Annotated in this window: 18 protein-coding genes; 14 read left to right on the top strand and 4 right to left on the bottom strand. The window is 71.9% G+C overall.

Annotation, left to right across the window (positions count from 1 at the left end; genetic code table 11):
• Positions 1 to 69 precede the first annotated feature (69 nt).
• From ACFWEE_RS12345 to ACFWEE_RS12325, 5 genes are all read left to right on the top strand, one after another.
• Positions 70 to 1449 carry a diaminobutyrate--2-oxoglutarate transaminase family protein gene (locus ACFWEE_RS12345; RefSeq protein ID WP_386888537.1) on the top strand — a complete coding sequence of 460 codons (1380 nt, stop codon included), beginning with the start codon at positions 70 to 72 and terminating at the stop codon, positions 1447 to 1449.
• Positions 1450 to 1477: 28 nt separating this feature from the next.
• On the top strand, positions 1478 to 3349 hold the full coding sequence (locus ACFWEE_RS12340) for an IucA/IucC family protein (RefSeq protein ID WP_386888536.1): 1872 nt from the start codon (positions 1478 to 1480) through the stop codon (positions 3347 to 3349).
• 262 nt (positions 3350 to 3611) lie between these two features.
• A complete protein-coding gene (locus tag ACFWEE_RS12335; RefSeq protein WP_386888535.1) occupies positions 3612 to 4337 on the top strand; it encodes a GNAT family N-acetyltransferase in 726 nt (241 codons plus the stop codon).
• 60 nt (positions 4338 to 4397) lie between these two features.
• Positions 4398 to 6287: an IucA/IucC family protein gene (locus ACFWEE_RS12330; protein ID WP_386888534.1), complete on the top strand. Its 1890-nt coding sequence runs from the start codon at positions 4398 to 4400 to the stop codon at positions 6285 to 6287.
• A gap of 165 nt (positions 6288 to 6452) precedes the next feature.
• A complete protein-coding gene (locus ACFWEE_RS12325; protein ID WP_386888533.1) occupies positions 6453 to 8423 on the top strand; it encodes an ATP-dependent DNA helicase in 1971 nt (656 codons plus the stop codon).
• A gap of 244 nt (positions 8424 to 8667) precedes the next feature.
• Here ACFWEE_RS12325 and lexA read toward each other — a convergent pair whose 3' ends face one another.
• Positions 8668 to 9465 carry a transcriptional repressor LexA gene (lexA, locus tag ACFWEE_RS12320; RefSeq protein ID WP_386888532.1) on the bottom strand — a complete coding sequence of 266 codons (798 nt, stop codon included), beginning with the start codon at positions 9463 to 9465 and terminating at the stop codon, positions 8668 to 8670.
• Positions 9466 to 10025: 560 nt separating this feature from the next.
• Here lexA and nrdR point away from each other — a divergent pair.
• Together nrdR and ACFWEE_RS12310 are read left to right on the top strand one after the other, a co-directional pair.
• A complete protein-coding gene (gene nrdR / locus ACFWEE_RS12315) occupies positions 10026 to 10532 on the top strand; it encodes a transcriptional regulator NrdR (protein ID WP_327178357.1) in 507 nt (168 codons plus the stop codon).
• Positions 10533 to 10692: 160 nt separating this feature from the next.
• The gene (locus ACFWEE_RS12310) at positions 10693 to 13590 is read left to right on the top strand and encodes a vitamin B12-dependent ribonucleotide reductase (protein ID WP_386888531.1); all 2898 of its coding nucleotides are present in this window, start codon (positions 10693 to 10695) and stop codon (positions 13588 to 13590) included.
• A 239-nt stretch (positions 13591 to 13829) separates the two neighbouring features.
• Here ACFWEE_RS12310 and ACFWEE_RS12305 read toward each other — a convergent pair whose 3' ends face one another.
• Together ACFWEE_RS12305 and ACFWEE_RS12300 are read right to left on the bottom strand one after the other, a co-directional pair.
• Positions 13830 to 14369 (bottom strand): TerD family protein, encoded by a 540-nt coding sequence (locus tag ACFWEE_RS12305; RefSeq protein WP_386888530.1) that lies wholly within the window; start codon positions 14367 to 14369, stop codon positions 13830 to 13832.
• Between the two features lie 295 nt (positions 14370 to 14664).
• Complete coding sequence (locus tag ACFWEE_RS12300; protein WP_386888529.1) at positions 14665 to 15621, bottom strand: DUF1152 domain-containing protein; 957 nt, start codon at positions 15619 to 15621, stop codon at positions 14665 to 14667.
• Positions 15622 to 15721: 100 nt separating this feature from the next.
• Between ACFWEE_RS12300 and ACFWEE_RS12295 the strand changes: the two genes are divergently transcribed.
• From ACFWEE_RS12295 to ACFWEE_RS12270, 6 genes are all read left to right on the top strand, one after another.
• The gene (locus ACFWEE_RS12295; protein WP_386888528.1) at positions 15722 to 16330 is read left to right on the top strand and encodes a DUF4937 domain-containing protein; all 609 of its coding nucleotides are present in this window, start codon (positions 15722 to 15724) and stop codon (positions 16328 to 16330) included.
• 133 nt (positions 16331 to 16463) lie between these two features.
• A complete protein-coding gene (locus ACFWEE_RS12290) occupies positions 16464 to 17123 on the top strand; it encodes a histidine phosphatase family protein (protein ID WP_386888527.1) in 660 nt (219 codons plus the stop codon).
• A gap of 82 nt (positions 17124 to 17205) precedes the next feature.
• A complete protein-coding gene (locus tag ACFWEE_RS12285) occupies positions 17206 to 18123 on the top strand; it encodes an ADP-ribosylglycohydrolase family protein (protein WP_386888526.1) in 918 nt (305 codons plus the stop codon).
• A gap of 392 nt (positions 18124 to 18515) precedes the next feature.
• Positions 18516 to 20399 carry a DUF4153 domain-containing protein gene (locus ACFWEE_RS12280; protein ID WP_386888525.1) on the top strand — a complete coding sequence of 628 codons (1884 nt, stop codon included), beginning with the start codon at positions 18516 to 18518 and terminating at the stop codon, positions 20397 to 20399.
• Positions 20400 to 20782: 383 nt separating this feature from the next.
• Complete coding sequence (locus ACFWEE_RS12275; RefSeq protein WP_386888524.1) at positions 20783 to 21493, top strand: ribonuclease HII; 711 nt, start codon at positions 20783 to 20785, stop codon at positions 21491 to 21493.
• A 60-nt stretch (positions 21494 to 21553) separates the two neighbouring features.
• On the top strand, positions 21554 to 22162 hold the full coding sequence (locus tag ACFWEE_RS12270; RefSeq protein ID WP_386888523.1) for a hypothetical protein: 609 nt from the start codon (positions 21554 to 21556) through the stop codon (positions 22160 to 22162).
• 137 nt (positions 22163 to 22299) lie between these two features.
• Here ACFWEE_RS12270 and ACFWEE_RS12265 read toward each other — a convergent pair whose 3' ends face one another.
• Positions 22300 to 22941: a hypothetical protein gene (locus ACFWEE_RS12265; protein ID WP_386888522.1), complete on the bottom strand. Its 642-nt coding sequence runs from the start codon at positions 22939 to 22941 to the stop codon at positions 22300 to 22302.
• 333 nt (positions 22942 to 23274) lie between these two features.
• Between ACFWEE_RS12265 and ACFWEE_RS12260 the strand changes: the two genes are divergently transcribed.
• A complete protein-coding gene (locus ACFWEE_RS12260; RefSeq protein WP_386888521.1) occupies positions 23275 to 25434 on the top strand; it encodes a RecQ family ATP-dependent DNA helicase in 2160 nt (719 codons plus the stop codon).
• Positions 25435 to 25454: the final 20 nt, after the last annotated feature.

Raw genomic sequence — 25454 nt, 5'->3', positions numbered from 1 at the left:
CGGGAGAACGTACTCCGGGACGACCCAACGACGTGCAACTCAACCGTGAACGCAGGAGGATCAACAGTCGTGGCCGTGACCGAATCAGCACCGGCGGCCCTGCCCGCGGCGCACGAGGGCATCCTGCGCCGCCAGTCGCTGCGCGAGTCGGCGGCGCGCACCTACGCGCGCTCCCTGCCGATCGTGCCCGTGCGGGCACGCGGGCTGACCATCGAGGGAGCAGACGGCCGCAGATACCTCGACTGCCTCTCCGGCGCGGGCACCCTGGCGCTCGGCCACAACCACCCCGTGGTGCTGGAGGCCATCCGCAAGGTCATCGACTCCGGCGCGCCGCTGCACGTCCTCGACCTCGCCACCCCGGTGAAGGACGCCTTCACCACCGAACTGTTCGCCACGCTCCCGGGCGAACTGGCCCGCGACGCCCGTATCCAGTTCTGCGGACCCGCCGGAACCGACGCCGTCGAGGCCGCGTTCAAACTGGTCCGCGCGGCCACCGGCCGCACCGGACTGCTCGCCTTCACCGGCGCGTACCACGGCATGACCTCGGGGGCGCTCGACGCGTCCGGCGGCGCCCAGGAGGTGCGCGTCACGCGACTGCCCTTCCCGCAGGACTACCGCTGCCCCTTCGGGATCGGCGGGGAGCGGGGAGCCGAGATCGCCGCCCACTGGACCCAGCACCTGCTGGACGATCCCAAGGGCGGAGTCCCCGCCCCGGCGGGCATGATCCTCGAACCCGTGCAGGGCGAGGGCGGGGTCAACCCCGCCCCGGACGCCTGGATGCGCCGGATGCGCCGGATCACGGCCGACCGGTCCATCCCGCTGATCGCCGACGAGGTGCAGACCGGCGTCGGCAGGACCGGCCGCTTCTGGGCGGTCGAACACAGCGGGGTGGTCCCCGACGTGATGGTGCTCTCCAAGGCGATCGGCGGCTCGCTGCCCCTCGCCGTGATTGTCTACCGCTCCTCGCTCGACCTCTGGCAGCCCGGCGCCCACGCCGGTACCTTCCGCGGCAACCAGCTCGCCATGGCGGCGGGCGCGGCCACCCTGGCGTACGTCCGTGAGAACGGCCTGGCCGAACGCGCCGGCGAACTCGGCGAACGCATGCTCGGCCGGCTCCGCGAGCTGGCCACGCACCACCCCTCCATCGGGCACGTCCGGGGGCGCGGCCTGATGATCGGCGTCGAACTCGTCGACCCCGAGGCCGCCCCCGAACAGGACGGCGGCGCACCACCGCCCGACCCGGGCTTCGCCGTCGCCGTGCAGCAGGAATGCCTGCGCCGCGGCCTCATCGTCGAACTCGGCGGGCGCCACGACGCCGTCATCCGGCTGCTGCCGCCCCTCACCCTCACCGACGAACAGGCGACGGCGGTCCTCGACCGCCTCGCCGACGCGCTGCAAGCCGCAGAAGGCTCGCCGCACCGGCGGGCCGCCGCCGGGTCGCTCCGCTGACCCCGCAACCCCTCACAAGGAAGAAGCCGTGAACCCCACCCCCGCGCCCGAGGCCGACACCCCTCTCACCAGCCAGATCCGAGGGCAGGAAGCGCCGCTCGGCCCGCGTACGGCCGAGGCGACGACCGTTCCCCGTCAGAAGGCCGGCCACCACGGGGACGAGAGCGCCCCGGCCCCGCACGCGGACCCGCTGGACGATCCGGACCCGTACCGCGCGGCCGACGTCGCGGGCGCCGAGAGCCTGCTGCGCTGCTGGGCGCGGGAGATGGACCTGCCCCGCCCCGAGCGGGACACCCTGCGCATCCCCCTCCCGGCCAGCGGCACCGCCCTCCTCGTGCCGGTCCTCCACTGGTCGCCCACCGGGCACCACCGCTTCGGCCCGCCGACCCTCGAAGGCGCCCCCGCGGGAGCCCCGGCCGCCGACGCGGTCACCGTCGCCGCCCTGCTCTGCCGGGAGGGCGACCGGCACGCCGCCGCCGAACTCGTGGGCCGGGTAGCCGACTCCGTACGCCACACCAGCCAGTTCCTCACCCAGCGGCGCCGCACCCCCGAGGAGCCCCCCGGCACCGACCCCTTCCTCGCCGCCGAACAGTCCCTGCTGCACGGACATCCGCTCCACCCCACGCCCAAGAGCCGCGAAGGGCTCTCGGAGTCGGAGGCCCGGCTCTACTCGCCCGAACTCCACGGCAGCTTCCCGCTCCACTGGATGGCCGTCGACCGCTGCGTGCTCGCCACCGACTCCGCGTGGACCCGCGACGGCCGCCCGGTCACCGCCGAGGAACTCCTCGCCCCGCACACCGAGGGGCTGCGCCTCCCGGAGGGCACGGTCGCCCTGCCGGTCCACCCCTGGCAGGCCGAAGAGCTGCGGCGCCGCACCGAGGTCACCGAACTCCTCGACGCGGGCCTCCTGCACGACCTCGGCGAGGCGGGCGGACGCTGGCACCCCACCTCCTCGGTACGGACCGTCTACCGGCCGGGCGCGGGCGTCATGCTCAAGCTCTCGCTGGGCGTACGCATCACCAACTCCCGCCGGGAGAACCTCCGCAAGGAGCTCCACCGGGGCGCGGAGGTGCACCGGCTGCTCAGCGGCGGCCTGTCCGCCGAGTGGCGCCGGGCCCACCCCGGGTTCGACATCGTCCGCGACCCGGCCTGGCTCGCCGTCGACACCAAGGACGGCAGCCCGGTCCAGGGACTCGACGTGGTCCTGCGGAACAACCCCTTCGGCCCGCACGACGACGCCCTCTGCGTCGCGGGCCTCACCGCCGTCCGTCCCCGGCGTGGCCGCACCGCGATGCGCTCACGCCTGGCGGAGACGGTCTCCCGGCTCGCCGACCGCACCGGACGCACCGTCGGCGCCGTCTGCGCGGAGTGGTTCCTGCGCTACCTCGACCGCGTCGTACGCCCCGTCCTCTGGCTCGACGCGACCGCCGGGGTGGCCCTGGAGGCTCATCAGCAGAACACCCTCGTGGTGCTCGACGCGGACGGCTGGCCCGTGGGCGGCCGGTACCGCGACAACCAGGGGTACTACTTCCGCGAGTCCCACCGGGACGCGCTCGACCGCCGGCTGCCCGGCATCGGGACCGAGAGCGACACCTTCGTCTCCGACGCCGTCACCGACGAACGGTTCGCCTACTACCTCGGCATCAACAACGTCCTCGGGCTGATCGGCGCCTTCGGCTCCCAGCACCTCGCCGACGAACGCCTCCTGCTCGACGCGTTCCGCCGCTTCCTGCGCTCCGCCGCGCCGATGGGCTCGCCCCTCCCCGCGTACCTCCTGGAGACCACCCGGCTGCGCTGCAAGGCGAACCTGCTGACCCGGCTGAACGGCATGGACGAACTCGTCGGCCCCGTCGACACCCAGTCCGTGTACGTCACCATCACCAACCCGCTGCATTCCTGACCGCACGGCACCTACGGGACCCGGGCCCGGGTCCGGGGCCGGCGGGGAGTCCCGGGCCCGGGTCCCCGCCCGCCGACCCGGGAGTCCCGGTCCGAAGCACGGGCCGGGACTCCCGCCGGTTCCCGAGGGACCGCGGGATGCCGGGACGCCGGGACCGCCGGTCAAAGGAGAGGAGAACGCCGCTGTGCCATCCGCCGACACGCCCGGGAACCGGGCGGCCGGACCGGTTTCACGGAAGGCCACCCACGGACAAGATCCCAGGATGACGAGAGCAGAGGACGCCCGGACCACCGGCGGGGCGGGCCGAAGGAGCGCCCCGGCCACCGCCGTCGAGGACACCCTGGACCTGCGTCTGACCGAGGAACTGCTCGCCCTGTTCGCCGCGGACGCCCCGTCGGCCGCCGGTCCCGCCGCCTCGGCGCTGCTGGACGCGCCCGGCAGCTGGCGCCCCGCCACCACGTCCGCCGGGATCTTCCAGCTCGTCCCCGTACGCCTCGAACGCGACCTCGCCGTCGTCACCCGCTGGATGAACGATCCGGCCGTCGCCGCCTTCTGGGAGCTCGCCGGGCCCGAGGAGGTCACCGCCCGCCATCTCGCCGGGCAGCTCGAAGGCGACGGGCGGAGCGTCCCCTGCCTCGGCGTGCTCGACGGCAAGGCGATGAGCTACTGGGAGATCTACCGCGCCGACCTCGACCCGCTCGCCCGCCACTACCCGGCCCGCCCCCACGACACCGGGGTGCACCTGCTGATCGGCGGGGTCACCGACCGGGGCCGACGGGTCGGAACCACCCTGCTGCGCGCGGTGGCCGACCTCGTGTTCGACCACCGTCCCTCCTGCGCACGCGTCGTCGCGGAACCCGACCTGCGCAACACCCCTTCCGTCTCGGCCTTTCTGAGCGCGGGATTCCGTTTCTCCGCCGAACTCGACCTGCCCGAGAAGAAGGCCGCCCTGATGGTCCGCGACCGAGCCCACCGAGACCACCTGTGAAGAACACGCCGAAGCACGCACACCGCTCGAACCCCATCGGTTCCGTCCCGAGGAGTCCCCGTGCACACATATCCCCTGAGCCCTGAACAGGCGGGGCGTCAGCAGCTCCCGGCCCGCCCGGAACTGAACAGAGCCGTCTGGGACCGGGTCACGGCCCAGCTGCTCGCGAAGATGCTCGGCGAGTTCGCGTACGAGGAGATCCTCACGCCGCTCCCGCAGCAGCCCCCGGTCACCACGGACGGCACCGGCGAACCGTACGCCCTGCTCCTCGACGACGGCGCCACCCTCGCCTTCCGGGCCCGCCGCGGGGTGTACGGCAGCTGGCGCGTCGACCCCGCCTCGGTCCGCGAGACACCCCGGCCGGACGACGGCGGCGGGGACGCGGACAACCCGCCGCAGGGGCGGCCGTTCCGCGATCCACTGCTCTTCCTCACCCGCGCCCGGGGCCTCCTCGGCCTGGACGGCGCCACCCTCGGACACCTCGTGCGCGAACTCACCAGCACCCTGGCCTCCGACGCGCACCTCGCCCACACCGCGCTCGGCGCGGCCGACCTCGCCGACCTCGGTTACGCCGAACTCGAAGGCCACCAGACCGGCCACCCCTGGCTCGTCGCCAACAAGGGCCGCCTCGGGTTCTCCGCCGGCGACGCCGCCCGCTTCACCCCGGAGGCGCGCGCCGCCACCACCCTGCCGTGGATCGCCGTCAGCACCCGGATCGCCGGCTACCGCGGCGTATCCGGGCTCGACACCCCCGACCAGCTGTACGCCCGCGAGCTCGACCCCTCCGTACGGGACGCCTTCGAGGCCCGGCTCGCCGGCCGGGGGCTCGACCCGCGCGCGTACGTCTACCTGCCGGTCCACCCCTGGCAGTGGGACGAGTGGATCGTGCCGCTCTACGCGCCCGCCATCGCCGCGGACGACATCGTCCCCCTGCACGACGACGGCGATCTGCGGCTGCCCCAGCAGTCCATCCGGACCTTCGCCAACGTGGGGTGCCCCGAGCGCTTCACGGTGAAGCTCCCCCTGTCGATCCTCAACACCCTCGTCTGGCGCGGGCTGCCGACCGAGCGCACCCTCGCCGCGCCCGCCGTCACCGGCTGGGTGCAGGGGCTGTGCGACGCCGACCCGTTCCTGCGCGACACCTGCGCGGTGATCCTGCTCGGCGAGGTGGCCTCCGTGACGGTGGAGCACCCGCTCTACGACCGGCTGCCCGAAGTGCCCTACCAGTTCAAGGAGATCCTCGGCGCGATCTGGCGCGAGCCGCTGCCGCCGAGGCTGGCGGCGGGGGAACGGGCCCGCACCCTCGCCTCTCTGCTGCACACCGACCCCGACGGCCGTGCCTTCACCGCCGAACTGGTCGAACGCTCCGGACTGGCCCCCCGCGACTGGCTGGTCCGCCTCTTCGCCGCCCTGCTCCCGCCGCTCCTGCACTTCCTCTACCGGTACGGGACCGTGTTCTCGCCGCACGGTGAGAACGCCATCGTGGTCTTCGACGAACGGGACGTACCCGTGCGGCTCGCGATCAAGGACTTCGTCGACGACGTCAACGTCAGCGCCCACCCGCTGCCCGAGCACGCCACCATGCCCGCGGACGTGCGCGCCGTCCTGCTGACCGAGGAGCCCTCCTTCCTCACGCAGTTCATCCACTCCGGGCTCTTCGTCGGCGTCTTCCGCTATCTGTCGCCGCTCTGCGAGGAGCAGCTGGGGGTTCCCGAGGGCGAATTCTGGTCACTCGTGCGGGCCGAGGTGCTGCGCCACCACGCCCGCTTCCCCGAGCTCAAGGACCGGTTCGAGATGTTCGACATGCTGACGCCGGAGATCGAGCGCCTGTGTCTCAACCGCAACCGCCTGCTGGTGGACGGCTACCGGGACCGCCCGGACCGCCCGCACGCCGCCGTCCACGGCGTCGTCCCGAACCCGCTGCACATCGCCGGATCCGTCCAGGAGTGATCCACCGCGTCGTCCAGGAGTGATCCACCGGATCCGGCCCGCCCCGTCGGATCCGTCCTGGAACGATCCGTCTCGGAGAGATCCGTCGATCCGCCCCGGAACGATCGGTCGATCCGTCCTGGAGTGATCGCCGCTGTCACCGCCGCGCCGTAGGCTGGTGCGGCTATGACGAAGCCATCCCTCACCGAGCTCCTCCACGCCGCCGTCTCCGCCGTCGGCGGTACGGAACGGCCCGGCCAGGCCGCGATGGCCGAGGCCGTCGCCGGGGCCGTGGACGACAATTCCCACCTCCTCGTCCAGGCCGGCACGGGCACGGGCAAGTCCCTCGGCTACCTCGTCCCCGCGCTGGCGCACGGGGAACGGGTCGTGGTCGCGACGGCCACTCTCGCCCTCCAGCGCCAGCTCGTGGAGCGGGACCTGCCGCGCACCGTGGAGGCGCTGCACCCGCTGCTGCGCCGCCGCCCCCAGTACGCGATGCTCAAGGGCCGCTCCAACTACCTCTGCCTGCACCGCCTTCACGAGGGCATGCCGCAGGACGAGGAGGAGGGGCTTTTCGACCAGTTCGAGGCGGCGGCGCCGTCCAGCAAGCTGGGCCAGGACCTGCTCCGGCTGCGGGACTGGTCCGACGAGACCGAGTCCGGCGACCGGGACGACCTGACCCCCGGGGTCTCGGACCGCGCCTGGGCCCAGGTCTCCGTCTCCTCCCGGGAGTGCCTGGGTGCGTCGAAGTGCGCGTACGGCGCCGAGTGCTTCGCGGAGTCCGCCCGGGAGCGGGCGAAGCTGGCCGACGTGGTGGTCACCAACCACGCCCTGCTCGCCATCGACGCCATCGAAGGCGCACCCGTGCTCCCGTCGCACGAGGTGCTCATCGTCGACGAGGCGCACGAGCTGGTCTCGCGGGTCACCGGTGTGGCCACGGGCGAGCTCACGCCCGGCCAGGTCAACCGAGCGGTGCGCCGCGCCGCCAAGCTGGTCAACGAGAAGGCGGCCGACGCGCTCCAGACCGCGTCGGAGGGGTTCGAACGCGTCATGGAACTGGCCCTGCCCGGCCGGCTCGAAGAGGTTCCCGAGGACCTCAACTACGCGCTGATGGCGCTGCGCGACGCCGCCCGCACGGTGATCTCCGCGCTCGGCACCACCCGGGACAAGTCCGTCACGGACGAGGACGCGGTGCGCAAGCAGGCGATGGCCTCCGTGGAGTCGGTCCACGCGGTGGCCGAGCGGATCACCCAGCACTCCGAGTGGGACGTCGTCTGGTACGAACGCCACGACCGGTTCGGCGCGTCCGTGCGGGTGGCCCCCCTCTCCGTCTCGGGGCTGCTTCGCGAGAAGCTCTTCGCCGAACGCTCGGTGGTGCTCACCTCGGCCACCCTGAAGCTCGGCGGGGACTTCAACGGCGTCGGCGCCTCCCTGGGCCTCGCCCCCGAGGGCACCGCGGGCGAGGACGTCCCGCAGTGGAAGGGGCTCGACGTCGGCTCGCCCTTCGACTACCCGAAGCAGGGCATTCTCTACGTCGCCCGCCACCTGGCCACCCCCGGCCGGGAGGGTTCGCGCACCGACATGCTGGACGAACTGGCCGAGCTGATGGAGGCGGCCGGCGGGCGCACGCTCGGGCTGTTCTCCTCGATGCGCGCGGCGCAGGCGGCGGCGGAGGTACTGCGCGAGCGGCTGGAGAAACCCATCCTGCTCCAGGGGGAGGAGACCCTCGGCGAGCTGATCAAGAACTTCGCGGCCGACCCGGAGACCTGCCTCTTCGGCACCCTGTCGCTCTGGCAGGGCGTCGACGTACCGGGCGCGAGCTGCCAGCTGGTGGTCATGGACCGCATCCCCTTCCCCCGGCCCGACGACCCGCTGATGAGCGCCCGCGCGAAGGCGGTCGAGCAGGCGGGCGGGAACGGCTTCATGGCGGTCTCCGCCACCCACGCCGCGCTGCTGATGGCGCAGGGCGCGGGCCGGCTCGTCCGGGCCACCGGCGACAAGGGTGTCGTGGCGGTCCTGGACCCCCGTCTCGCCAACGCCCGGTACGGCAGCTATCTGCGTGCCTCGCTCCCCGACTTCTGGTACACCACGGACCGCAACCAGGCCCGCCGGTCCCTGGCGGCCATCGACGCGGCGGCGAAGGCCGAGGGGCGCTGACCACCCGGCTCGGGGCCGCGCGCCGATCGCTCACGGCGTGCCCTGAGCCGTGCGCGGGCCGCCGGGGCCCGAGTCCCGGGGCCCGTGCAGTCCCGAACGCTCGCGCGGGCTCGCGCGCGGGCCCGTGAGCGGTCTCGCGCGCAGCAGAAAGCCCCGGTGGGGCCGCCCGAACGTCTTCGGGGGCGGTCACCGGGGCTCTGCGCGCCAGGGTGGGTCTTCCGGGGTGGGTCTGCCGCGCCGCGGCTCAGACGCGCCGCAGCACCGCCACGACCTTGCCGAGGATGGTCGCCTCGTCACCGGGGATCGGCTGGTACGCGGCGTTGTGCGGGAGCAGCCACACATGGCCGTCCTCGCGGCGGAACCGCTTGACCGTGGCTTCGCCCTCCAGCATGGCGGCGACGATGTCGCCGTTCTCGGCGACGGGCTGGCGGCGTACAGTGACCCAGTCGCCGTCGCAGATCGCGGCTTCGATCATGGAGTCGCCGACGACCTTCAGAACGAACAGCTCGCCGTCACCGACCAGTTGGCGGGGGAGCGGGAAGACGTCCTCCACCGACTCCTCGGCGAGGATCGGACCACCGGCCGCGATCCGGCCGACCAGGGGGACGTACGAGGCGGCGGGCTTGCCGGTCGTGTCCGTCTGCTGCGAGATGGGCTGGTCCGAGCCCCGGACTTCGTACGCCCGCGGGCGGTGCGGGTCTCTGCGCAGGAAACCCTTGCGCTCCAGGGCCATGAGCTGGTGGGCCACCGACGAGGTGCTGGACAGGCCGACGGCCTGCCCGATCTCCCGCATCGACGGTGGGTACCCCCGGCGCTGCACCGAGTCGCGGATGACCTCGATGACCCGCCGCTGCCGGTCGGTGAGGCCCGAGCTGTCGGCCCGGATGCCAGGGGGGCGCCCGGGCAAGGAGCGTGCGGCCCTGGGGGGCTCCGGCCCGTCCGGGTTCGTGACAGAGTCGTTCATTGCATGCACCGGCTCAGGTCGGCTCGGAGAGCGGTGGTCCCGGGCAGTGATCGTGGCACTGTCGGCGCTGGTGGTCACATCGGCCCCTCTCGAAATGTTCTCCCTGGCTGGGACAACGGTAGTAGCTTTCGAAAGGTTGCGCCAAACACACGTTCGAGTGAAAAACGAATAAAGGCCTGCCGGGCCTCTGTGACCGGGTGTATGCGCTCGTGTGCGGGCGGCTCGCGAATTCGGTTCATAACGGTACCGCCGCACTTTTCGCGCGGTGGCCGCGGGGCCTTCCGGGCGCCCTCCCCTTGGCGCGCCCGGGAATGGTGCGCGGGAGTCGCCCGGCAGGTCCCGCGGGCCCCCGGCGGGCGCGCCGGAAGGGCCCCACCCGGCGTCCCGGGGCGCGGACGTTTCCCGTACCCTCGTGCCTTGGCCGTGCGCGGCCCGGGTGTCCCGGGCCGGTTCGACACGCCTGGGGCCGAAACCGAGTAAAACCCTAGATCTAGTGGTTGGATTGCCCGGGTCGCCCAGAGGTTGTGGTCCGCGGTCCGGCAAGCGCCGGGAATCCCCTATGCTGGTGACTGCTTCGAAGGGCCCCGGCGGGCCCCTGTGAGGCTCATTACTCGTGCCGTGAAGGAGGCTTGGGAACCATGCACTGCCCCTTCTGCAGGCACCCCGACAGCAGGGTCGTCGACAGCCGCACGACGGACGACGGAACGTCGATCCGGCGTCGCCGGCAGTGCCCCGACTGCTCCCGCCGGTTCACCACGGTGGAGACCTGCTCGCTCATGGTCGTCAAGCGCAGCGGGGTGACCGAACCCTTCAGCCGCACCAAGGTCATCTCCGGCGTCCGCAAGGCGTGCCAGGGGCGGCCGGTCACCGAGGACGCTCTCGCCAAGCTCGGCCAGCGGGTCGAGGAGGCGGTACGCGCCACCGGGAGCGCCGAGCTGACGACCCACGACGTGGGGCTGGCCATACTCGGTCCCCTGCGGGAACTCGACCTCGTCGCGTACCTGCGCTTCGCGTCCGTGTACCGGGCGTTCGACTCGCTCGAAGACTTCGAGGCCGCCATCGCGGAACTGCGCGAACGGCGGCTTCCCGCCGGAGAGGGCGGGGAGACCCCCGAGGTCCCCGCTCCCTCCGTTCCCGCCCACTGAGTGGTACGCGCCCTCCGGCTGAGGTCTGCCGGTCGGCGCCAGGGTGGTCCACAGACCTGCTTCCGACGCCGAGCGCGGCGTCCGGAGCACCAGACACAGCACCGTGCCCCGGGAAGAACTGGGCACTTCAGGGCGTTTTTGCCCACATATGGGAGGCGGCATGACAGAGACGGCGAGCGGCCCGGCACGGAGTTCCCGCACCAAGGGAGCCAAGCCGAGCAAGGGTCTGCGTATCGAGCGCATCCACACCACCCCCGGCGTGCATCCGTACGACGAGGTGGCGTGGGAGCCCCGTGACGTCGTCATGACCAACTGGCGCGACGGCTCGATCAACTTCGAGCAGCGTGGCGTCGAGTTCCCCGACTTCTGGTCGGTGAACGCGGTCAACATCGTCACCAGCAAGTACTTCCGCGGAGCTGTCGGCACGCCGCAGCGCGAGACCGGTCTGCGCCAGCTGATCGACCGGATCGTGACCACCTACCGCAAGGCCGGCGAGGAGCACGACTACTTCGCCTCTCCCGCGGACGCCGAGATCTTCGAGCACGAGCTGGCGTACGCCCTCCTGCACCAGATCTTCAGCTTCAACTCCCCGGTCTGGTTCAACGTCGGCACCCCCCAGCCGCAGCAGGTCTCCGCCTGCTTCATCCTGTCCGTCGACGACTCCATGGAGTCGATCCTCGACTGGTACAAGGAAGAGGGAATGATCTTCAAGGGCGGTTCCGGCGCAGGCCTGAACCTGTCCCGCATCCGCTCCTCCAAGGAGCTCCTCTCCTCCGGCGGCAACGCCTCCGGCCCGGTCTCCTTCATGCGCGGTGCCGACGCCTCCGCCGGAACCATCAAGTCCGGCGGCGCCACCCGCCGCGCGGCCAAGATGGTCATCCTCGACGTCGACCACCCCGACATCGAGAACTTCATCGAGACCAAGGTGAAGGAGGAGGAGAAGATCCGCGCCCTGCGCGACGCGGGCTTCGACATGGACCTGGGCGGCGACGACATCACGTCCGTCCAGTACCAGAACGCCAACAACTCGGTCCGCGTGAACGACGAGTTCATGAAGGCCGTGGAGTCCGGCGGCACGTTCGGTCTGCGCGCCCGCATGACCGGCGAGGTCATCGAAGAGGTCGACGCCAAGTCCCTCTTCCGCAAGATGGCCGAGGCGGCCTGGGCCTGCGCCGACCCGGGCATCCAGTACGACGACACCATCAACGCCTGGCACACCTGCCCGGAGTCCGGCCGCATCAACGGCTCGAACCCGTGCAGCGAGTACATGCACCTGGACAACACCTCGTGCAACCTCGCCTCGCTGAACCTCATGAAGTTCCTCAAGGACGACGGCGAGGGCAACCAGTCCTTCGAGTCCGAGCGCTTCGCCAAGGTCGTCGAGCTCGTCATCACCGCGATGGACATCTCGATCTGCTTCGCGGACTTCCCGACGGAGAAGATCGGCGAGAACACCCGCGCCTTCCGCCAGCTCGGCATCGGCTACGCCAACCTCGGCGCCCTGCTGATGGCGACCGGCCACGCGTACGACAGCGACGGCGGCCGTGCGCTCGCCGGCGCCATCACCTCGCTGATGACCGGTACCTCCTACCGCCGCTCCGCCGAGCTCGCCGCGGTCGTCGGCCCGTACGACGGCTATGCCCGCAACGCCGAGCCGCACCAGCGCGTCATGCAGCAGCACGCCGACGCCAACACCAAGGCCGTCCACGTGGACGACCTGGACTCGCCGATCTGGGCCGCCGCCACGGAGGCCTGGCAGGACGTGATCCGCCTCGGCGCGAAGAACGGATTCCGCAACGCCCAGGCGTCCGTCATCGCCCCGACCGGCACCATCGGTCTGGCGATGTCCTGCGACACCACCGGTCTGGAGCCCGACCTCGCCCTGGTCAAGTTCAAGAAGCTGGTCGGCGGCGGCTCGATGCAGATCGTCAACGGCACCGTGCCGCAGGCGCTGCGCCGTCTCGGCTACCAGCCGGAGCAGATCGAGGCGATCGTCGCCCACATCGCGGAGAACGGGAACGTCGTCGACGCCCCGGCCCTGAAGACCGAGCACTACGAGGTCTTCGACTGCGCCATGGGTGAGCGTTCCATCTCGGCCATGGGCCACGTCCGGATGATGGCGGCCATCCAGCCGTGGATCTCCGGCGCGCTCTCCAAGACCGTGAACCTGCCGGAGACGGCCACGGTCGAGGACGTCGAAGAGGTCTACTTCGAGGCGTGGAAGATGGGCGTCAAGGCGCTCGCCATCTACCGCGACAACTGCAAGGTCGGCCAGCCCCTCTCCGCCAAGACCAAGGAGAAGGAGAAGGAGGCGGTCACCGCCAAGGCCGAGGAGACCATCCGCACCGCGGTCGAGAAGGTCGTCGAGTACCGCCCGGTCCGCAAGCGTCTTCCCAAGGGCCGTCCGGGCATCACCACCTCCTTCACGGTCGGTGGCGCCGAGGGATACATGACCGCCAACTCCTACCCGGACGACGGTCTCGGCGAGGTCTTCCTGAAGATGTCGAAGCAGGGCTCCACCCTCGCGGGCATGATGGACGCCTTCTCCATCGCCGTCTCCGTCGGTCTGCAGTACGGCGTCCCGCTGGAGACGTACGTCTCGAAGTTCACCAACATGCGCTTCGAGCCGGCCGGTATGACGGACGACCCGGACGTGCGGATGGCGCAGTCGATCGTCGACTACATCTTCCGTCGCCTGGCGCTCGACTTCCTGCCCTTCGAGACCCGCTCGGCCCTCGGCATCCACTCCGCCGAGGAGCGTCAGCGTCACCTCGACACCGGTTCCTACGAGCCGACCGAGGAGGACGAGGACCTGCACACCGAGTCGCTGGCCCAGTCCGCCCCGCTGCACGTGGAGCCGCTGAAGGCCGTCGCCGCCCCGGTGGAGGCAGCCGAGAAGCCGGCGCCGCGGATCGCGCACACCTCGGCCGAACTGGTCGAGATGCAGCTCGGCATCAGCGCCGACGCCCCGCTCTGCTTCTCCTGCGGGACGAAGATGCAGCGCGCCGGCTCCTGCTACATCTGCGAGGGCTGCGGCTCGACCAGCGGTTGCAGCTGATCCCAGCCGCACGCGCCCGTGCGCGCGCTCGAAACCGCGCGCACGAGTGACAGTTGAGTGACCGCCGAGGGCGGTGGACCCGGGAGACCGGGACCACCGCCCTCGGCGCGTTTCCGTCGGGCTCAGGGAGCTCGGGACACCCCTGAGCGTTCCGGCGTTCGTTCCGCTGCCCGTTCTGCTGCTCGTCCGGACCTGCTGGTTCTACCGGGCTTCCGGGACCCCGGCGGCTCTCCGGGCCTTCACGCCGAGGGCCCCACGCCCCTGCCCATCTCGGCGGCGAAGGTGCCCGGATCGCCGTCGAAACCCCGGAGCACCGCGTGGAAGCTCCAGAGGCCGGAGCCGTCCCGGGTGAACTCGGCCACGACCGCCGCGGTCGCCGAGGCGACGCGAGAGAAGTCGTCCTCAGCCAGTTCGGTGTAGCCCTCGCGGATCTGCACACCGGTGTGGGGCACCGCCCCGAACGTCTTGCGGCCGTCGCGCTGCTGGATCGCCACGCCGACGACGACCCGTACGTACCGCTCGGCGAGCCGGTCGAGTTCCAGGGTCATCACTTCGTCGAACCCGAACCCCTGGCCGTTCCTGCTGTCCCGGTTGAGGGTGATGGTGCCGTCGGGGGAGCGGCTGTCGAAGTGCACGAGGTAGTCGGGGTCGCCGAACGGGGCGTCGGCGACATACGTGCCCGCGATGATGTCCAGGTCGTTGGGCGGTTCACCGAGCTCGCTGGGGTCCCACTTGATCCTTACTTCGACCTTCTCGATGTCCTTGTTGGGAGTGCTCATCGGACTTCCCTTCATGCCGCTGCGCCATCGATCCGGTCCTATCACCCGATGATGGCTATAACTCTTCCCGGATCCAACCGCGTTGGCGCCGGGCGGTCGGATCGGGCCACGTCCGGCCCGAAGTGGCGTGAAGCGGCCGTGTGGTGAAGGCCGCGGATGCTCAGGTTGCTTGCTCGGGGAGCTCGGGGAGCTCGGGGAGCTCGGGGAGCTCCGGGAGATCTCGGAGTGCTCCGGGAATCCGCGAGATCTCGGGTGCTTGGGGAGTGCTCGGAGTCCTCGGTGTTCTGGGTGCTTCTCAGTGCGGGATGCGGAGGGGGGCGCGCTGGACGGTCTCCTCGCGGAACAGCTCGATCCGGCTGCTGACCTGGCGCAGGAGGTGGGTGTCCTCGATGCGGTCGAGATAGAGGCAATTGCGGGCCACGCCTTCCAGCTCGAAGGCGAAGCAGAGCGACATCAGGGGGTTGATGAACAGTTCACTGCCCCGGGTGCGCGACGTGAACCGTACGTCCCCGAACGAGCCACGGACCGCTGCGGCGATTGACCCGTTGACGATGCTGGGGTGGCCCGGGGTGCTCTCCTGGGCGTGCGCGACCGCGTCGAGGTAGAGCGCGCCCTCGCGCGTCGAACGGGACAGGGAGAACGCGCCGAGGTAGGCGCCGTCCCGCTCCAGGGCGGCGATGTTCTCCAGCACGAGCCCGTGGCTGACCCCGTGGTACGCGTCCACCCCGAAGCCCACGGAGACGATCAGGCGCTGCGCCACGTCGATCCCGGCGAGCGCGGCGACGGAGGTCAGGTCCTCCTCGGGTGTGCCGAGACCTGATTCGTCGCCCCGCATGAGGATGTCCGTACTGCCGTCGACGAGGACGACCGCGTCAACGGCGTACCGCTCGATCAGCGCCCGGTACGCGTCGCGCAGAGGTTGGACACCCACGCGCGCGAGGGCGTGGACGGTACTGGGGTACCCGTTCAGTGCCAGCCACTGGGCGAGGGTGCGTTCGGGAAAGTACGTCTGGTACGGGGAGCTGTCGGGGGTGACGGCCGCGACGTCCGGCGCGACCCAGTCGTCCAGGGGGAGGCTCTCGATCGAGCTGAAGGTGAGATTGGCGAGCGTGACGTCCTGCCCTCGGTGCAGGAGCGACAGGGCGATCGGCAGGCCTGCGTAGATGTCGAAGCCGCCGCCGGCCCCGGTGACGAGTATGTGCTGGGCGGATTCCAGCCGGGAGAACAGCGGATGGGCGTGCAGTCCGGTCATGGTGATCATTCTGTGTATCCCGCACCGGATTGTGGACGGAGTTCGGACGTTCTCCACCGGAGAGTGACGCGCGCCACGCCCGGAGCCGTACGATGGCGCGGTGCTGGTCAAGTGGATGCGTTGCGCCGTGGTGGACCGTCATGGGTTCGAAGAGGGGCAGCGACAGGGGGCGGGGCTGCTCGATGAGCCGGGGTTCCGAGGGCAGGGCGGCGGGTGGAGCCGGGGGCGTCCGGACATCGCCCACGTTTTCGCGTTCTGGGAGAACCGGGTCTTCTACGACTCCTCCATGGCGCGCACCGGCGACGGCGCGACCGCCGGGCGACCGGGTGCGTACCGCGACGTGCAGGTCAAGCTGTTCGAGTACCGCTTCGACGTGAAGACGGGCTTCGAACCGGAATTCACCGACGCCGATGTCATCCGGGTGGCCCACAGCAAGGTCCGTGAGGACCGGGTCGAGCACTTCGCGCTCATGCAGCAGCGGGTCTGGAACCCGGCCATGGCGGGATCGCCGGGCATGCTGCGCGGGGTCTTCGGCGAGGCGCCGGGCCACGAGTTCCTGGTGCTGTCCATGTGGCAGTCGAGCGCGGAGCGCGGCAAGTACCGGGTCCAGAGCGCCGAGCGGCTGTCGGAGCGCGCCGGGACCGAGGCGGACGTACTGGCGCTGAGCGGCGACGTCGTCCAGCTGGAGCCGTCCTGGACGATCGCCTGACCCGGGCGCGACGTCATGCGTCCCGGCCCGGCCGTCGGACACGGACCTGACCGGCCGTGCCCGGCCGGGAGCCGGGGGGTTCGCCCCACCGTTCGAACGAGGCGTATTCGTTCGCAGCCCTTAGGGTCGTTCCATGGCACGACCGCAGCGCATCGTCCTCGTACGGCACGGAGAGTCCGAGGGCAATGTGGACGACACGGTGTACGAGCGTGAGCCCGACCACGCCCTGCGGCTGACGCACACCGGGCTCCAGCAGGCCGAGGCGACGGGTTTCCGGCTGCGCGCGTTGTTCGGTGACGAGCGGGTGAGCGTGTACGTCTCCCCCTACCGCCGCACCCACGAGACGTTCCGCGCGCTCGGACTCGACCTCACCCGGGTACGGGTGCGCGAGGAGCCCAGGCTGCGCGAGCAGGACTGGGGAAACTGGCAGGACCGGGACGACGTGCGGCTCCAGAGGGCGTACCGGGACGCCTACGGGCACTTCTTCTACCGCTTCGCGCAGGGCGAGTCCGGAGCCGACGTCTACGACCGGGTCGGCGCTTTCCTGGAAAGTCTGCACCGGAGTTTCGAGGACCCCGACCACCCGCCGAACGTGCTGCTCGTGACGCACGGGCTCACGATGAGACTGTTCTGCATGCGCTGGCTGCACTGGTCGGTCGCCGAGTTCGAGTCGCTGTCCAACCCGGGCAACGCCGAGACCCGGATGCTGCTGCTCGGACCCGACAACCGCTACACCCTCGACCGCCCGTTCGCGCGCTGGCGGACCCCGGAGCCGTACGGCATCACTGGATAGAGCGGTGGAGCGGCAGAGCGTTCCCCGAGCCGTCGTGGAATTCCCGAGCCGTCATCGAACTAGCGAATAGAGTGGTAGGAAGATGATCTCTTACTCCTCCGATACCTTCGAACGTCGTTACGAACGCACCCTCGCCAGTCTGCGCGGACTCTCCGTAGGGGACGCCCTGGGCTCCCAGTTCTTCGTCCCCGTGAACTACCCGCTGCTGCGGAGCCGCACGCTGCCGCCCGGGCCCTGGCAGTGGACCGACGACACCGAGATGGCCTGCTCGGTGGTGGCCGTGCTCGCCGAACACGGCCGCATCGACCAGGACGCGCTCGCCCACTCCTTCGCCGAACGCCACGACTTCGACCGCGGCTACGGCCCTGCGGTGAACCGGATGCTCCGGCTCGTGCGCGAGGGCGGCGACTGGCAGGAGCTCGCCGCCGGGCTGTTCCAGGGCCAAGGCTCCTGGGGCAACGGTTCCGCCATGCGCGTCGCCCCGCTCGGCGCCTGGTACGCCGGCGATCCCGAGCAGGCCACCCACCAGGCCGAGATCTCCTCTTACACCACCCACCAGCACCGTGAGGCCGTCACCGGAGCGATGGCCGTGGCCGCCGCGGCGGCGCTCGCCGCCTCCCCCGGGGGACCGCCCCCACCGGAGGAACTGCTCGACGCGGTGATCGCCCTGCTGCCGCGCAGCGCGGTGGTGGCCGGGCTGCGGCGCGCGAAGGACATGCTCGACTACGAGGACCCCACGACGGTCGCCGCGGTCCTCGGCAACGGCCGCCGTACCAGCGCTCAGGACACCGTCCCCTTCGCCCTCTGGTCGACCGCACGCTCCCTCGGCTCCTACGAGGAGGCGTTCTGGGTGACCGCCCAGGCGGGCGGTGACGTCGACACCACCTGCGCCATCGTCGGGGGAATCGTCGCGGCGGGCCGGGCCGGAGCCCCGCCCGCCGGATGGCTCTCACAGACCGAGGAACCGCCCGCCTGGGTGCCCGCCGAGCCACGCGTCTGACCCGTCTGACCGCTGTCCGTCGACCGCTGTGCGTCGATCGTTGTCCGCTGTCCGCTGTCCGCTGTCCGCTGTCCGCTGTCCGTCGACCGCTGATTGCCGTCGGCCGGGATTCCGGGGCACCCGGCCGGTGCGAACCGGGTTTTCCGGACGTGCACCGGGTGCCCAGCGGAAGCGTTCGGGCGCGGAGCGTGGTCATGCCGTCCTTCGTGTCACGGTCCTGCCACAGGGCCCCCGGGGCCGGTGCGCGCGGGCCCCGCGCGGCTACTGTTTCGGCCACGCGCCGCCCGGTGGTCTGCACCCGCGCGCGAGGGAACGAGACAGCGGGTGACGTGCCGACGCACGGCCGTGCCGACGCACGACCGCACGGTGGGCCCGCGCGGGGGAGGGGTCCCATGACAACGTCCGAGTCCGGCCAGCCGTCCGGAATACCGGATCCGCAGGACGCGTCACCGTCGTCCGGTGGTGCCGGTGGTGCCGGCGACGTGGGTGCGTCCGGTGCGTCCGGTCCGTCTGGTGGGTCAGGCGGCTCGGGCGGTTCTGGCTCCGGTGGGGTAGGCGGGGCGCCGCCCGTGTCCCCGGTGGCTGCGCATCCGTCCGTCTCCCCGGTGGCCGCGAAGTCGTCGGGCGGCAGCGCGCATCCGCGTGCGGCATCCCCGGCATCGGGGCCGGTTCAGGGGTCACCGGCGTCCCCGGGCGCGCCCGCCAACCCCTGGACGCCCCGGCCCGCGCAGCCAGGAGTGTTCGCCCAGGTCCGTCCGGCGACTCCGCCGCCCATCGGGAGCGCGACCCTGTGGGCGGTCGTCGCCACCGGAGTCCTCAGCGCCCTGCTGCTCGGCGACGGTCTCGGGATCAACCTCCTCATCGTCGCACTGCCCGCCGCGGCCGGAGCCTGGCTGGAGGCCCGCAGGGCCGGTCGTGGGGCGCGCGCGTGGACGCTGACCTGGGCGGTGGGCGGACTGGCACTGCTGGCGATCCCGGCGCTGCTGGACGCGGGCTGGCCGACCTTCCTCGCGGTGGTGTCCGCGGTCGCCCTGGGCTCACTCGCCCTGCACGGCAGCCGCAGCTGGGTGGGCGTGTTCGCGGGGTCGCTGGGGGTGCTGGACGCGGTGGTCCCGGGCGTCGGATGGGGCTGGCGCGGCGTCCGTGCGCGGGCCACCGGCTCGCGGGCGCGCTGGGGCACCGTGCTCCGGACGACCGCTGTCGCCGTGGTGCTGCTGCTGGTGTTCGGGACGCTCTTCGCGAGTGCCGACGCGGCCTTCGCGGATCTGCTCGGCGATGTCCTGCCGGACGTCTCGCTGGGCGACGGGCCCTGGCGGGTCTTCCTTCTCGCGCTGGGCCTGGCCGGCGCACTCGCCGCCGCGCACACGGCCGCCGCCCCCACGCGGTGGGACAGGATTGCCGTCAGGCCGGGGCGAGCGCGGGGGCGGGTGGAGTGGGCGCTGCCGCTCATCGTCCTCGACGTGCTGTTCGCCGCTTTCATCGCGCTCCAGCTCGTCGTGCTGCTCGGCGGCTACGACAAGGTCCTGGAGGAGACGGGCCTGAAGCCCGCGGAGTACGCCCGCGAGGGCTTCTGGCAGCTGCTGTGGGCCACTCTGCTGACCCTGGTGGTCATCGCCCTGGCTCTGCGGCTCGCCCCACGCGGCGGGGCGAAGGACCGCCTGCTCGTCAAGGGCGTGCTCGGTACCCTCTGCGTCCTCACCCTCGTCGTCGTGGCCTCCGCGCTGCGGCGCATGGATCTGTACGTCGACGCGTTCGGCCTCACCCGGTTGCGCATCTCGGTGGCGGCGGTCGAACTCTGGCTCGGCGTCGTACTGGTGCTGATCATCGCGGCAGGCGTCTTCGGCGCCCGGCATCTGCCCAGGGCGGTCGCGGTCAGCGCCGCCGTGGGCGTGCTGGCTTTCGGGCTGATCTCCCCCGACCGGCTGATCGCCGAACAGAACGTCCAGCGCTACCGCGAGGGCAAGGCGATCGACATCACCTACCTGCAGAAACTGTCGGCCGACGCGGTGCCCGCTCTGGACAGGATTCCCAGTGCGAGCATGCGTGCCTGCGCGCTCCGGGAAATCCAGAAAACGCTCCGGCGTTCGGACGCACCGTGGTACGCCACGAGCTGGAGCGAGGCGAAGGCGCGGGACATCCTCGCCGACCGCCCCGCAGCCCCGGCCGGAGCGCCGTGCAACGCGCTGAACGACACCGACGACCGGATCGGCCGCGACACCACCGATCCCACCGATCCTGTCGACCCCGGCGCCTTCGACCCGTACGACCCGTACTGACGCGGGAGCCCCGCACCCGCCTCCGACGCGGGGGCGCGCCGGAGCCGACCGACCGCCCGACCGACCGCTCGACTGACCGATCGTCCGCCGGAACCGCTCCGCCGCCGCTCCCGCCGACGGTACGGTTCCGTCCCGCGGCGGCGGCTCCGCGCCGGCAGTCGGTACGGCACGGCGGTGGCGGCTGCCGCGGGCGGCGGGCGGCGGGCGCCGGGCGCCGGGACCCGACACCGCATCCGTGCGGATACGGCGCCGGGCCCCACACCCCGGTATCCGAACGGATGCCCGTGTCGGTCGCTGGACACCGCGTCTGCCGGGCAGTTCACGGAATGCCCGGTCCCCCGGGGTGTCGCCACCGCCGCCATCGGCGTACGCTGTCTGGCGCCATGCCGTACGAACCACCCACGCACACCGTCGAGCGCTCGCTCCGTGCCACCACCGGTGCCCGGACCGTCGCCGGTGTCGACGAAGTCGGACGCGGAGCGTGGGCAGGTCCCGTCACCGTCTGCGCGGCGGTCACCGGTCTGCGCAGGCCCCCGGAGGGGCTCACCGACTCCAAACTGATCACGCCCCGGCGCCGCGCCGAGCTGGCGCCCGTCCTGCGTGACTGGGTCACCGCCTACGGCCTCGGCCATGCCTCTCCCGAGGAGATCGACGACCTCGGGATGACGGCCGCGCTCCGTCTCGCCGCCGTCCGCGCCCTGGACGAGCTGCCGGTACGCCCCGACGCGGTGATTCTCGACGGCAAGCACGACTACCTCGGAAGCCCGTGGCGGGTACGTACCGTCATCAAGGGGGACCAATCCTGCATCGCGGTCGCCGCCGCCTCGGTCATCGCCAAGGTGCACCGCGACACGATGATGGCGGAACTCGGCGCCGAAACCGGAGAGTTCGAGGACTTCGCCTTCGGAGCCAACGCGGGATACCCCTCACCGACGCACCGGGCGGCGCTGGAGGAACTGGGGCCCACCCCCCACCACCGCATGTCCTGGTCGTACCTCGACGCGCTGCCACGGTGGCAGCACCTGAAGAAGGTCCGTTTCTCCGCCGAGGCGGCAGCACTCGAAAGCGGGGGCCAGCTCGGCTTCGACTTCTGATCGCGCTTGCGCACCCACCCGCCGACACCAGGCGTATCGGCATTTGATAGACAACCATCCATGCCTCTCACCCCCGAGGAGCCTCAGATTCACGAGAGCGCTCAGGGTCCCCGTGTGACTCCGGCCGCCGGCCGCACCGCGTCGACCCCCCGTCCCGTTCCTGGCCCGCGTTCTGCGGCCACCCCGCGTCCCGGACACCCGGGACCCGCACGGCCTGCGCCTCCGGCGCAGCGCCCCCACCCCGTCCCCGGCCCGCCCGTGCGTACGGAGAATCGTTCCGTACCGCAGCTGCAGGTGATCCCGGCCCCCGTCGCCGGAGCGCTCGACGCCGCCGAGGAGGCTGTCGACCTGCTGCTCGACAACGGCCGTGCTCCGGGTGACGTCCTCGTGCTCACCACGGGCGAGCAGCACCCCTGGGCGACGCACGAACTCTCCTTCGGTGAGGCCTCGTACTGGGCGCAGCACGATGCCGGTGACGACGTGTTCTTCGCGGACCTGTCGTTGATCGGCCGCGCGGGCGGCCGTCCGGTCGTGGTCGTCGCGGTCAACGGCGACCTGGTCGGCGACGCGGCCCAGCGGCTGTCCCTCGCGCGCGAGCGGGCCGGCGCGCTGCTGATCGTGTGCGGCGACCCGACGGCGATCAACTCCGCTCTCGGCGCGAGCGTCTGATCCGACCGGGAGCCCGCCTGCCCGGAGCTTCGGTCCGGCCGTCCCGCACGGGGCGGCCGGGTTCCGGCCCGCCGGGTTTTGCCGGGTTTCTCCGGCCACCGGATTCCGGTCCGCCGGGGCGTGTGCGTGCGCCGGGTTCAGCGGGCAGCCGTGCGCAGCATCGCCTCGGTCGCGCGTCCGCCCGTGCGGAGTGGGGCAGGGGCGGGAGCGAAGGCCTCCGCGAGCGACGCGGGCGCGGACAGGGAACTCGGCTGCCTGCCTCCTCTGCCCTCGCCCAGCACCTGCCACCCGCCCCGGGTCAGCGTGATGTACGCCCCGCAGCGCAGCCCGTGCAGGGTGCAGGCGTCCCGCAGCCCCCACATCCAGGCGCCGTCCTCCTCCGTCCAGCGCTCGTCGCCCTCGCGGCAGTAGAGCAGGACGGCCGTACGGGCCGGGGTACGACGACGCAGGTCGTGCGGGATGACGCGGCGCAGGTGGGAGAGGAGCGCGTTGCGGAACTCCCACCCGTCCGCGGCAGCGGAGCCGCGCCGGACGAACGAGGCGCTGGCGTTCAGCCGTTCCTCGTGGTCGAGCACGGCCACGACGGCGGTGGCAGGGGTGGGACGGTGGCGCGCGTGGAGCCCGCTGACCACCTCACGGGGGTTGCGCAACAGTGGTATCCCCGCCGATGCCCACTCGGTGGGTTCCAGCATCCGGGCGAGACGACTGGTGGAGCCGGCCGGCATCGAGGACGCCGCCCACGGTGAGGTGTCTGCGGACGGTGCGAATCCGAAGGTCACGGTTCTCCCTTCGTTACGCGCCCACGGTGCGGGCAGGATGACAGAGGGCACGCCCATACGGGCCGTGAAATGACCGTGCGGGAGGCAACTCCAATTCTTCCTGGCGTATCGGCGGGCGGCAACGAGCAATTGGAACACCTGACGGATATCTGCCGTAAAGACCTGGATATCCCTGCCCGCCGAGGGCTCCCGCGACGCCTCCCGTCTCCTTCGAACAGCGAGGCGCAGAAAGAACACCCCGCAGCGGTGTCCGGCGCGGGAGCCTTCCGTACTGGTGTCCGTCACCCTGCGTGAGGTGGCCGTGCTGCCCGGACATCGGGTTGCATGGGGGGCATGAACACCCTGGATCTCCGCACCGAAGCAGACGCCATTCTCGCCGAACTGGTCGGTGACCCGGGCGGCTCCGCACGGTTGCGGGAGGACCAGTGGCAGGCGGTGGCAGCCCTGGTGGAGGACCGCCGCCGGGCTCTGGTGGTGCAGCGCACCGGGTGGGGCAAGTCGGCGGTGTATTTCGTCGCGACCGCCCTGTTGCGCCGACGCGGCGCCGGCCCCACGGTGATCGTCTCGCCGCTGCTCGCCCTGATGCGCAATCAGGTCGACTCGGCGGCGCGGGCCGGTATCCAGGCGCGCACCATCAACTCGGCCAACCCGGAAGAGTGGGAGACCATCTACGGCGAGGTCGAGCGCGGCGAGACGGACGTCCTGCTCGTCAGCCCGGAGCGTCTCAACTCGGTGGACTTCCGCGATCAGGTGTTGCCCCGGCTCGCCGCCACGACCGGTCTGCTGGTGGTCGACGAGGCGCACTGCATCTCCGACTGGGGCCACGACTTCCGGCCGGACTACCGCCGACTGCGGGCGATGCTCGCCGAGCTCGCACCCGGGGTGCCGGTCCTGGCCACCACCGCGACCGCCAACGCGCGCGTCACCGCGGACGTCGCCGACCAGCTCGGCACGGGCGCCGGTGAGGCGCTCGTCCTGCGCGGGCCGCTGGAACGGGAGAGCCTGCGCCTCGGAGTCGTACGACTGCCGGATGCCGCGCACCGCCTGGGCTGGCTGGCCGAGCACCTGGACGAGCTGCCCGGTTCCGGGATCATCTACGCCCTCACCGTCGCCGCCGCCGAGGAGGCCACCGCCTTCCTGCGGCAGCGGGGCTTCGCGGTCGCCTCCTACACGGGCCGCACCGAGAACGCCGACCGTCTTCAGGCCGAGACCGACCTCCAGGAGAACCGGGTCAAGGCGCTGGTCGCCACTTCGGCCCTCGGTATGGGCTTCGACAAGCCCGACCTGGGGTTCGTCGTCCACCTCGGCTCGCCGTCCTCTCCCATCGCCTACTACCAGCAGGTGGGACGAGCCGGCCGAGGCGTGGCCCACGCCGACGTGCTGCTGCTGCCGGGCAAGGAGGACGAGGCCATCTGGCGCTACTTCGCCGACACGGCTTTTCCGCCCGAGCCCCAGGTGCGGCAGACCCTCGCGGCGCTGGAGGGCGCGGGGCGACCGCTGTCGGTGCCGGCGCTGGAGGCGTCCGTCGAGCTCCGGCGCAGCAGGCTGGAGACGATGCTGAAGGTCCTGGACGTCGACGGCGCGGTGAAGCGGGTGAAGGGCGGCTGGACGGCCACCGGCGCCCCGTGGGTGTACGACGCCGAGCGCTACGCCTGGGTGGCGCGGCAGCGGGCGGCCGAGCAGCAGGCCATGCGCGACTACGTGAGCACGTCCGGCTGCCGGATGGAGTTTCTGCGCCGACAGTTGGACGACGAGGGCGCGGCCCCGTGCGGCCGTTGCGACAACTGCGCGGGAGCCTGGGCCGATTCCTCCGTATCGGCCGAGACGCTGACAGGCGCGGCGAAGGAACTGGACCGGCCGGGAGTGGAGGTCGAGCCGCGCCGGATGTGGCCGACCGGGCTGCCCGTCCTGGGCATCGAGCTGAAGGGGCGTATCCCGGTCAAGGAGCAGTGCTCCGGCGGGCGGGCCCTGGGCCGGCTCTCGGACATCGGCTGGGGCAACCGGCTGCGCCCACTGCTCGCCGAGAACGCACCGGACGTGCCCGTCCCCGACGACGTCCTGCGGGCGGCCGTGGACGTCCTCGCCGATTGGGCCCGCTCCTCCGGGGGTTGGGCGACGAACACCCCCGACGCCTCCTCCCGGCCGGTGGGGGTCGTCGCGGTCCCTTCCCTTTCGCGCCCGCAGTTGGTCGGCTCCCTCGCCCAGGGGATCGCTGCCGTCGGCCGCATGCCCTTCCTGGGCACGCTGACGTACACGGGTCCGGAAGGCGCGCACACCGCGCGCCGCAGCAACTCCGCTCAGCGCGTCCGAGCGCTGTCCGGTGCTTTCGCCGTCTCCGGCGAACTGGCGGCAGCTCTGGCCGAGTCGCCCGGTCCCGTCCTGCTCGTGGACGACTCCACCGACTCCGGCTGGACCCTCGCGGTCGCCGCGCGGCTGCTGCGCAGGGCAGGCGCCGAGCAGGTCCTTCCGCTGGTGCTGGCCGCCGCTGGCTGAGTCTCCGGCGACCCTCCCCG

This window comes from Streptomyces sp. NPDC060184 (genome assembly GCF_042728795.1).
Classification (GTDB): domain Bacteria; phylum Actinomycetota; class Actinomycetes; order Streptomycetales; family Streptomycetaceae; genus Streptomyces.
The sequence above is the reverse complement of the archived record's forward strand: the minus strand, read 5'-3'. Positions and strand labels throughout refer to the sequence as shown.

Excerpts from the sequence above, each read along its gene's own strand:
- ACFWEE_RS12335 (WP_386888535.1), top strand. The coding sequence starts at position 3,612 with ATGACGAGAGCAGAGGACGCCCGGACCACCGGCGGGGCGGGCCGAAGG.
- ACFWEE_RS12325 (WP_386888533.1), top strand. The coding sequence starts at position 6,453 with ATGACGAAGCCATCCCTCACCGAGCTCCTCCACGCCGCCGTCTCCGCC.
- nrdR (WP_327178357.1), top strand. The coding sequence starts at position 10,026 with ATGCACTGCCCCTTCTGCAGGCACCCCGACAGCAGGGTCGTCGACAGC.
- ACFWEE_RS12310 (WP_386888531.1), top strand. The coding sequence starts at position 10,693 with ATGACAGAGACGGCGAGCGGCCCGGCACGGAGTTCCCGCACCAAGGGA.
- ACFWEE_RS12305 (WP_386888530.1), bottom strand. The coding sequence starts at position 14,369 with ATGAGCACTCCCAACAAGGACATCGAGAAGGTCGAAGTAAGGATCAAG.
- ACFWEE_RS12300 (WP_386888529.1), bottom strand. The coding sequence starts at position 15,621 with ATGACCGGACTGCACGCCCATCCGCTGTTCTCCCGGCTGGAATCCGCC.
- ACFWEE_RS12290 (WP_386888527.1), top strand. The coding sequence starts at position 16,464 with ATGGCACGACCGCAGCGCATCGTCCTCGTACGGCACGGAGAGTCCGAG.
- ACFWEE_RS12285 (WP_386888526.1), top strand. The coding sequence starts at position 17,206 with ATGATCTCTTACTCCTCCGATACCTTCGAACGTCGTTACGAACGCACC.
- ACFWEE_RS12280 (WP_386888525.1), top strand. The coding sequence starts at position 18,516 with ATGACAACGTCCGAGTCCGGCCAGCCGTCCGGAATACCGGATCCGCAG.
- ACFWEE_RS12275 (WP_386888524.1), top strand. The coding sequence starts at position 20,783 with ATGCCGTACGAACCACCCACGCACACCGTCGAGCGCTCGCTCCGTGCC.
- ACFWEE_RS12270 (WP_386888523.1), top strand. The coding sequence starts at position 21,554 with ATGCCTCTCACCCCCGAGGAGCCTCAGATTCACGAGAGCGCTCAGGGT.
- ACFWEE_RS12260 (WP_386888521.1), top strand. The coding sequence starts at position 23,275 with ATGAACACCCTGGATCTCCGCACCGAAGCAGACGCCATTCTCGCCGAA.